This is a genomic window from Arthrobacter sp. 05L417, assembly GCF_056397865.1.
Genome location: NZ_JBFTOG010000093.1, coordinates 1 through 994 on the forward strand (window position 1 = coordinate 1; position 994 = coordinate 994).

Genomic DNA, 994 nt, shown 5'->3' on the forward strand with positions numbered 1-994 from the left:
GCAGGTCACCGTCGATGACTGCTCCGTGCCCTGGACCGAGGCCGGCACCGCCCCCGCCTACACCTACACCTGCACCGGCACCACCACCACGGTCCTGGCCTCCCGTCCCGTGATCGGCGCGAACGTGGCCCTGGCCAACCTGACCTCGGCCACCGCCGGACACACCGACAACCTGCGCGTCACCCTGACCCTGCCCTCCACCGCGGACAACACCCTGCAGAACCAGAGCAGCACCATCGGCTTCACCTTCACCGGCACCCAGCGCACCGCCACCAACCAGTAACACCCCGGCAACCCCGGCCGGCAGCCCCGACCCCGAGCCAGCCCTCCGCCGTCGAGCCCCCCTGAAAACGACGGCGGAGGGCCTCCCCCCAGAAACGGAGAGCCCAGCCATGACCGCAACACCGGTCCGCCACCGGCGGGTCCCCCCGACCACGACGACGGCACCCGGCACCGGACAGACCGGCACCGGACAGACCGGCACCGGTCGGCCCGGTTCGACGACGGCACCCGGCACCGAAGCCGCCGGTGAGGGCCGGGGTGCGGGGTCGGGGGTTGCCCGGGCCCTGGTCAGTGTGATCACGACCGTGGTGATGGTGGCCGCGGTCGCGGCGTTCCTGTTCCTCGCCGTCGGGCCGCGCGTGCTGGGTTACCAGACGTCCACGATGCTTACCGGGTCGATGTCGCCGCTGATCAACCCCGGGGACGTCGTGGTCACCGTCCCCGTCGCGGTCCAAAACCTGAGGGTCGGGGACATCATCACCTACCACATCCCGGTGGAGGACCAGCGGGTGGAAACCCACCGGATCATCGACCTCACAATCAACAACCAGGGCACCGCCACGGTCCGGACCAAGGGCGACGCGAACAACGGCCCCGACCCCTGGACCGCGACCCTGGCCGGCGGGCAGGTGGACCGGCAGGTGTTCACCGTCCCGTACCTGGGCAACGCAATCCGCGCCCTGCGCGATCCCGTGGTCTTGAAGGTCCTGAT

At 70.7% G+C, this 994-nt stretch carries 1 protein-coding gene and 1 pseudogene; both read left to right on the top strand.

The features are described from left to right. Positions 1-283: pseudogene (locus AC1DJW_RS26435) on the top strand (TasA family protein); the annotation flags it as partial. 109 nt (positions 284-392) lie between these two features. Further along, a partial coding sequence (locus tag AC1DJW_RS26440; RefSeq protein ID WP_476902945.1) for a signal peptidase I occupies positions 393-994 on the top strand: 602 nt, incomplete at its 3' end.